The sequence below is a fragment of the Peribacillus simplex genome (assembly GCF_001542915.1).
In the GTDB taxonomy this organism is placed as follows: domain Bacteria; phylum Bacillota; class Bacilli; order Bacillales; family DSM-1321; genus Peribacillus; species Peribacillus simplex_B.
This window is the reverse complement of record NZ_LNNH01000019.1, coordinates 176,157-183,990: the sequence shown is the minus strand read 5'-3', so window position 1 is coordinate 183,990 and position 7,834 is coordinate 176,157. Positions and strand designations below refer to the sequence as shown.

The following is a 7,834-nucleotide window of genomic DNA, read 5'->3' as shown; positions in this document are numbered from 1 at the left end:
AAGAGCCCAAATCTCGTAACCTTTGGTCAAAATTTCAAAGGAATTTCAAAAGGGGTTCGGAATTTTTTAATTCCGAACCCCTTTTGTCTACAAACTGAAACGGCCTAAACCATTGATTGGGCCGTTCTTTTTTACGTTTCTTCTTAATAAACTTTGTCACCGTTAAAGATCGAATTCTTAACGACTACATAATCAACATTGCGTATGGCTTCCAGCTTGTTGCCGCCAGCATAAGAAATCGAAGACTGAAGATCTTGTTCCATTTCTTTCAGTGTATCTTCCAAAGATCCTTTGTGCTCGACAAACATTTTTTTGCCTTCTACGTTTTTCTTTTCACCTTTTTGGAATTCGGAAGCCGAACCAAAATATTCTTTAAAGGCCTTGCCATCTTTCTCGATCGTTTCCCCTGGAGATTCTTCATGTCCAGCGAATAATGAGCCGATCATGACCATGGAAGCTCCGAATCTAACTGATTTGGCAATATCCCCGTTCGTGCGGATGCCGCCGTCGGCGATGATCGGTTTGCTTGCCGCTTTTGCACACCAGCGAAGCGCAGCCAATTGCCAGCCTCCAGTTCCGAATCCAGTTTTGATTTTCGTGATGCATACCTTCCCTGGACCGATGCCCACCTTTGTCGCGTCGGCACCGGCATGTTCCAACTCCCTTACTGCTTCCGGCGTTCCCACATTCCCTGCAATGACAAAGCTTTCAGGTAAGTGTTTTTTAATATGTTGAATCATTTTGATCACGGCATTGGAGTGTCCGTGTGCAATATCGATCGTAATGAATTCGGGTACGATGTTGTCTGCCGCCAATTGCTCGATGAATCCATATTCTTCATCTTTAACGCCGACACTGATGGATGCGATCAATTCGCGTGCATGCATATCTTGAATGAATGTTACACGTTTTTCAGGTTCGAAGCGATGCATGACATAAAAGTAACCGTTTTCAGCCAGGTACGTGGCAATCTTTTCATCAATGATCGTTTGCATATTGGCTGGTACGACAGGTAACTTGAATGTATGCTTGCCCAAGGTAACGGATGTATCACACTCAGAACGGCTGTTTACTACACATTTTGCAGGAATTAATTGAATATCTTCATAATCAAATACGTTTTCCATGGTATGCACCTCTATATACGAATATTTTTATTGTTTAATATTAAAATTGTTCGCCCAATAGGTAATGTACATCATTTTTGGCAGTAAGTCAAAATTTTTAATGGTTTCCCTTTGATTTAATTTTCCAATGGAGGGGATGATCCGTGTTGCCGAACATGAAAAAACCAGGCCACCATTAGAGCTGGGGGCCTGGCTTCATAGTGATTGAATCTTTTTTTAAAGGAGGGGGTGCTTAATCTCTTGTATCTGTTTCGTATGCCTTTGTTCATGAAGGGACAATAATTCGATCCATTGATCGAGAGAGAGGTCCCCGAATAGGGGATGCTTGGCTTTCTTTTTACTTAAACTCGTATCTTCATCCATTTCATAAAGAACTTGAAATAACCGATCCCTGGATTCAGCCAGTAAATCCATGATGTTCGTTAACTGAAACGGATTGGAAGAAGGTGAAAGGCTGGCAGGGGAAGCGAATTTTTTTGTTCGATCGGATACCAAGTATATGTTTTTTTGAATGATATTGGTGAAGTCCCTTTCCCGGATGCCATTGGCGATCACATCTGTAAATACTTGCTCCGTCAGATACAGATGATGGCATATCTGGGCGATGCTCCATACGCCGGGTGCCGGACGATGGTGCAGCGCTTTTTCATCCAAGTCCGAAATTTCCCCGATTAATTGGTTTCTTGATTCGAATAATAAATCATACTCGATAAAATTCATGAGAACCCCCTTTTGTGACACCCCTGGATAAGCGTCACCGGCTTTTTGTTATAGTTGATTCGAGGCTATAGAAAAAAGGTTGGGTGGATCATTCACGATGAAAAAATCGATACTTATACGTCCGCGAACCGATAATGAAATGCGGTAAACCAATCTTGTAATGGATTCATGATCATCGAGAAATTTCTATGGGTGTTACCATTTGAGTAAGGATGCAGTTTCAGGATTTGAAAAACGTCTATCATGCTTGAGGAAGGCATACAGTTGTGAAGCCAGATTTACTTCGGGTTACGTTGAATACCCTTTCATTCCTATGCAGAAATCTTAGCCTTATGATTGTAATGAGAGCATTTGAGGGAAAAAATAAGGAACGGTATATTATTTGTAGTTTATCATAAAAATAGTGTTTTGTTTCACTTCATTCAACAGATTGTGTGATTCCTAAAATGGCCCACAACGACTGCTCGTTTCATTTCTTGTCATGTCAAACGAAGCGAGGGCATATAATAGACCGAAATAAAGGTTAAATCGTAACAATTATGATTTGTGAGGTGTGAATATGCTTTTGAAACGATACACAGGCAACTTCCTGTTAGTGATTCTCTTGTTTTTGATGCTAGCATTCTTTTTTCTAGGCGATGTGTTTATTCCAAAAGCAATCGATTTTTCCGGATATCCGCTGCTGCATTCCGTGCTTGTCGTATTTTTGGGGTTGTTTTTAGAATCGATTCCATTCCTTTTCCTCGGTGCCATTGCCTCTTCTTTCATCCAGTTGTTCATCAGTGAAGAAATCATCCAGCGAATGATCCCAAAAAGCGCATTGTTAGCCATTTTTGCTGCGATAGCGGCGGCTCTGGTCATTCCGGTGTGCGAATGTGCGATCATCCCGGTCGTAAGGAGATTGATTCAAAAGGGCGTTCCGGTCCATGCTGGCGTTGTCCTGCTTGTAACCGCCCCGATATTGAATGTCATCGTTTTCGGCTCGACCTATTATGCGTTCCAAAATGATCCTTCCATTTTATACGGGAGAATCATACTCTGTGTCCTGACGGCCTTTATCGTCGGATCATTCATTTATATCTTCAGCAGGAAAGATGTGGTGAAGGAGGAGAAGCCGCAAGCAGCCCACGAGCATGTACACGATTTTCCGCCGAGTAAATGGACAAGCTTCATCGAACATACTTCACAGGAATTTTTCATGGTAGGAAGATACTTCATCATGGGAGCCTTGTTTGCCAGTGTATTCCAAGTGCTCATGGATCGGACCATCTTGGCAGGTATCGGACAGGCCCCGATTAAAGGCACGGCGCTGATGATGGGGATTGCCTTCGTTCTCTCACTCTGCTCATCCGCAGATGCCTTCGTTGCCGCATCCTTTTCCCATAGTTTCCTGCCTGGCTCCATCCTCGGTTTCCTTGTCTTCGGTCCGATGCTTGATTTGAAAAATGTCCTGATCATGATGTCGTGTTTTAAACGGAGCTTCGTCTTCACATATGTTTTGCTTGTTTTCGCCGTCGTCTTCAGCCTTTGCCTCATCGCAGGTGCATGGATCAGTAAGGGAGGGCTTTGATGAAAGCTTTTTTCATCCAAAAACTTGAAGGGTTGCTGCTGCTGGGATTGGGTTTGATGATTTTTAAATTGTATGTGTCGGGTCATTTGACGAAATTGATTGCACCGAAGATGGTTCCCTATGCATTGGCGGCGCTTCTTGCTTTTTTTGTGGTCAGCCTTCTTCGGCTGAAAAAACAAAAACAGGTCCGAAATCATTGTGATTGCCATTCGCACGGAGAATCCTCTTCGTCCGTTTTGGTCTTGAAATATAGCTTGTTTTTCATCCCGATTCTTCTCGGCTTTATCTTGACGGATTTCACATTAAGCGGGGAAGTGCTGGCAAAAAGGGGGATGGCCCAGCAGCAAACGCAGAAGAAAAGCTCGAATGATGCAGGAAAGCATGTGAATCAGGAGAAAATTACGGTCACGGATGAAAATTATTTTGAAGTGCTTGATGATCTTCTCAACAACCTCGATACGATTGAAGGGAAAGAAATTGAGCTTTCGGGGTTTGTATATCGCGAAAATAGTTTTACTAAAAAACAAGTGGCGATATCCCGCCTCGCCATGTCCTGCTGTGTGGTCGATGCGACGTTGTATGGATATATGGTCAACGGACATGTGAGCGGAATGAAGACGAATGATTGGTACACCATTACAGGTACATTAAAAAAAGGAAGCTACAAAGGGGAATCCGTGCCAGTGATCAATTTAAAGGATGCGGAGAAAATAAAGGCCCCGAAAGAAGTCTATTTATATGAGAATGTGCAAATCATTCAATAGCTAAAAAACCCGGCAAAAAGTTACTTGTACCGGGTTTTCCTTATGCCAATGGTTATTTTGCTTGAACGAAGACTCCTTTTTCATGTGAGAAGGCCTTGAAGCCGTATATGCCATGATATGATCCGATCCCGCTCGTATTCACACCGCCGAATGGGAGATTGTAATCGGTGAAATGAACGACTACGTCATTGACGGAAGCGTTACCGGAAGTCGTGTGAGTCAGGACTTCATCGATGACCTCCTGATTAGAGCTGAAAACATATAAAGCCAAAGGCTTGTCGCTTTCATTAATGGAATCGATGACTTCATCCAGCTCTTCATAGGTCAGCAACGGGAGGATCGGGGCGAAGATTTCCTCTTGCATGATTTTCATATCATGAGTGACATTCTTTAACACAGTCGGTGATATCGTGCGGTCGCTTAGGTCGAACTGGCCGCCAAAGACGACTTCGGCGCCTTGTTCGATCGCATCATCAAATAGGGCTTTGACCCGGTTGAAATTCCGCTCATTGACGATTTGCGTGAATTTATTCCTGTCGGCCGTTCCATCCTCCATAAGGAATCCAGCTTGTACGATAGCTTGCAAATGGTTAGTGAATTCCGCTTGCCTGTCTTCCTTGATGAATAGATAATCAGGCGCCACACAAGTTTGGCCTGCATTGACGAATTTACCGACGGCAATTTTTTTCGCGGCATCCAGCAAATCATACCCTTCATCAATAATGGTCGGGCTTTTTCCGCCAAGCTCAAGTGTTACCGATGATAAATGCTTCGCGGCTGCAGTCATGACGATTTTGCCGACATTCGTGCTGCCTGTAAAGAAGATATGGTCAAATGGCTGCTCAAGAAGCTCCGTCGCTACATCCACATCGCCCTCGAAGATTGCCACTTCCGATTCATCGAAGGCCTCGCGGATGATTTTGGTGGCGATATTGCTCGTTTTCATCGTGAAATCGGAAAGCTTGATGATGGCACAGTTACCGGCGGCGATCGCTGCAGCAAGCGGGGCCATCGTAAGCATGAAGGGGTAATTCCAAGGTCCAAGCACTAAACATGTCCCTTTTGATTCATACATTAAATACCCTTTCGCATCAGGATTCAAGGAAGAGCCCACCTCTTTAGGTGCCATCCATTCATCAAGATTATTTATATTATCTTGGATCGATTTGATCGTTCCGAGAATTTCGGCTCTCTTAACCTCATGGTGGGGCTTGCGCACATCTTGGCGCACGGCCTCGATGATCTCTTCCTCATGGGCGACAACCACCTCCAAAAACCGGTTCAATTTCGCTTTTCTTTGTTCAGCGGTCGTTGAACGCATCACTTTTTGGTGTTTCTTTTGCAATTGGAATACTCGATTTATCTCATTTTTCGTTTCAATATCCATGTCGTTTTGTGTCCCCCTTAAAGTGAAATTTGCTTTATTCATCTCTCGAAATTATTATAGGTTTTAAGATGACCTAAATAAAGACAGAGACAAGGGAAGTGTACGTTATCGTATAAATGCCTAGAAACTGTACAATTTTTCAACATGCCAGGAGGTCCTTGTGTGTCAGATGATCATGAAATTATTGCAAATGAACCAATACCTTCAAAAATAAAGGAGGCATTGCTGAGCCTTCTTATGGAAAAGGACATCCGCCGTATCACCAGCAAGGAAATAGCCGCTCTGGCAAACGTCAGCAGGGGTGCCTTGTACTTCTACTATGAAGATAAGTACGATATTTTCGAGGAAATAGTTGAAGAGCAAAAGGACGGGTTACAGATGGCCATTTTCAATTCCCTGAAGGACTTGGACCATATCAACCTGCGAGAAATGAATTTGAAGGTCCTTCCTGCATTATCATATGTGGCGATGCATACTCCATTCTTTTTAACCATGATGGACCGGAATAAAATGCCTTATGTCAATTTCCATGCGTTTTTCTTCGAAGTATTCAATAGGGAAGTCTTGCTGACCCCGATGAAGGAAAACGTTTCGGAGACCTTAAAGGACATGTATGTGCATTATCGGGCCCTCTATACCTATGCCATCATCCTTTTCTGGTTTAAAGAAGGGATGAAACCTTCTCCAGAGAAGATCAGCCGGCAATATTGGGATCTGGTCAGCCAAAAAAGATATTACTGGATTTTCGGTGTTCCCGTTTTGCCGGATGTGGAGGAAGACCGCATCGATCGGCGTGTAATCAGGACGAGACAAGCGCTGCAGGAAGCGATGATCCAATTGATCATCGAAAAAAAAGACTATTCAGCCGTGACGATATCCGATATCACACGCAGAAGCGATATGCGCCGTGCAACTTTCTATGACCATTATTCCGGCAAAGAGGACCTGCTAAAAGCGATCACCCATCATTTCTGTACGGATATCATCGCGATCTTGACGCTTGAAGGGAGTAGGGAGAAAGTGACGATAAAACAATCGGAAGCCATTCTCGTTCGATTGTTCGCTTACCTGTCGGAACATACTTCCATCGTCCATTTCATGAGTGGAAATTACGGGATTCCCGATCCCATCCCTGAAATTCTCAATACCTTAAGCCAGTTTTATTTGAAGCAGAGTTTAGACATCCTTGCAGGTAAGCACATGTATGCGTACTATGTATCCGGGCTATTGGTGGGCCTTATCTTATACAGGCTTCAAGAGGGAAAAGAATACACCCCGCAGTTCCTGGCCCAGGAGTTCATCCAGTTCCTTGATCTGAAGAAATATAAAATCAATCTGCTTTGATGGAAAGCCCGTGCTTCACCGATGAAGGACGTTTTCGTTCCCCGGGAAAAATCGTCAATATGATGATTCCGCATAGAAGCAATGCGATCCCGATCCATGATAGGGAAGCCATGCTTTCACCGACAAGGAATACGCCTAGAAGGGCGGCTGTCAGCGGTTCAGCGAGTGACAGGGAAACGGCTGTCGAAGAAGGGACGGAGATGAGTCCTTTGTTGAAAAATAAATAAGCCACCGCTGTAGCAAGAAGGCCAAGGTGAAGGCTGACGGCCAGCCCGTTTGGCGTGGCGATCCAGCTGATATCCAATATGAATAAAGCGGGTGCCAATAAAAGGGCGCTAAAGCCGAAGATCACAGCGGCAGTCGCTTCCGGAGGTTGTTGCTTCAAGATCCTTTTACTGACCAGTGTGTATACCGTAAAGGAAGCTCCAGCCCCCATTGCAAGCAATGCGCCGACTGGGTCGATTGTAACCGACCCATGATTGGAAAAGAGCAGGAAGCATCCTGCAATCGATAAACCGGTGGCGGCCCACCAGCTTGCGGCTGGCCGTTTTTTACTAAACGACCACTCAAGGAGTCCGGCGATGATGGGCGCGCTGCTTAGTGTCATGATGGTACCGATGGCGATTCCGGTCAGGCTGACGGCCATGAAGAAGAGCGGCTGGTAGCAGGCCATACCCAAAGTCGCCAGGAAAGTTTCTTTGATAGGCCAATTACTACGTGTCCACTTTTTTTGCCAACTTGCCATCAGGCATAAAGCTGCACCTCCGACTGCCAAACGGACGGCCCCGATTGCAATGGGGTTGGCAGCGGCTGGGGCGAATGATTGGGCAGTGCCGGTCGTCCCCCACAGCATGGCACCGAGTATGACGAGTAACATGGGGTATTTATCCTTCATGGAAGCGCTCCTTCTTAAAGATTTACT

The 7,834-nt window shown here is 44.7% G+C and carries 7 protein-coding genes; 3 read left to right on the top strand and 4 right to left on the bottom strand.

Features of this window, described 5'->3' with window-relative positions; genetic code table 11:
- Positions 1-143: 143 nt before the first annotated feature.
- Positions 144-1,127, bottom strand: coding sequence for a GMP reductase (guaC, locus tag AS888_RS11655; RefSeq protein WP_061142316.1), 984 nt, complete (start codon positions 1,125-1,127; stop codon positions 144-146).
- Between the two features lie 216 nt (positions 1,128-1,343).
- Positions 1,344-1,847, bottom strand: coding sequence for a DinB family protein (locus AS888_RS11650; protein ID WP_061142315.1), 504 nt, complete (start codon positions 1,845-1,847; stop codon positions 1,344-1,346).
- 559 nt (positions 1,848-2,406) lie between these two features.
- On the opposite strand from AS888_RS11650, the gene AS888_RS11645 reads away from it, so the two are divergent.
- Both AS888_RS11645 and AS888_RS11640 read left to right on the top strand, forming a co-directional pair.
- A complete protein-coding gene (locus tag AS888_RS11645) occupies positions 2,407-3,417 on the top strand; it encodes a permease (RefSeq protein ID WP_061142314.1) in 1,011 nt (336 codons plus the stop codon).
- The gene (locus AS888_RS11640; protein ID WP_061142313.1) at positions 3,417-4,181 is read left to right on the top strand and encodes a TIGR03943 family putative permease subunit; all 765 of its coding nucleotides are present in this window, start codon (positions 3,417-3,419) and stop codon (positions 4,179-4,181) included. Before AS888_RS11645 ends, AS888_RS11640 begins: the two co-directional genes overlap by 1 nt.
- 52 nt (positions 4,182-4,233) lie before the next feature.
- Here the strand turns inward: AS888_RS11640 and AS888_RS11635 are convergent, their stop codons facing one another.
- Positions 4,234-5,568, bottom strand: a complete 1,335-nt coding sequence (locus tag AS888_RS11635; protein ID WP_061142312.1) for an aldehyde dehydrogenase family protein — start codon at positions 5,566-5,568, stop codon at positions 4,234-4,236.
- Between the two features lie 162 nt (positions 5,569-5,730).
- On the opposite strand from AS888_RS11635, the gene AS888_RS11630 reads away from it, so the two are divergent.
- Positions 5,731-6,912: a TetR/AcrR family transcriptional regulator gene (locus tag AS888_RS11630; protein WP_260320186.1), complete on the top strand. Its 1,182-nt coding sequence runs from the start codon at positions 5,731-5,733 to the stop codon at positions 6,910-6,912.
- Here AS888_RS11630 and AS888_RS11625 read toward each other — a convergent pair.
- Complete coding sequence (locus tag AS888_RS11625; protein ID WP_061142310.1) at positions 6,899-7,807, bottom strand: EamA family transporter; 909 nt, start codon at positions 7,805-7,807, stop codon at positions 6,899-6,901. The genes AS888_RS11630 and AS888_RS11625 overlap by 14 nt on opposite strands.
- Positions 7,808-7,834 lie beyond the last annotated feature (27 nt).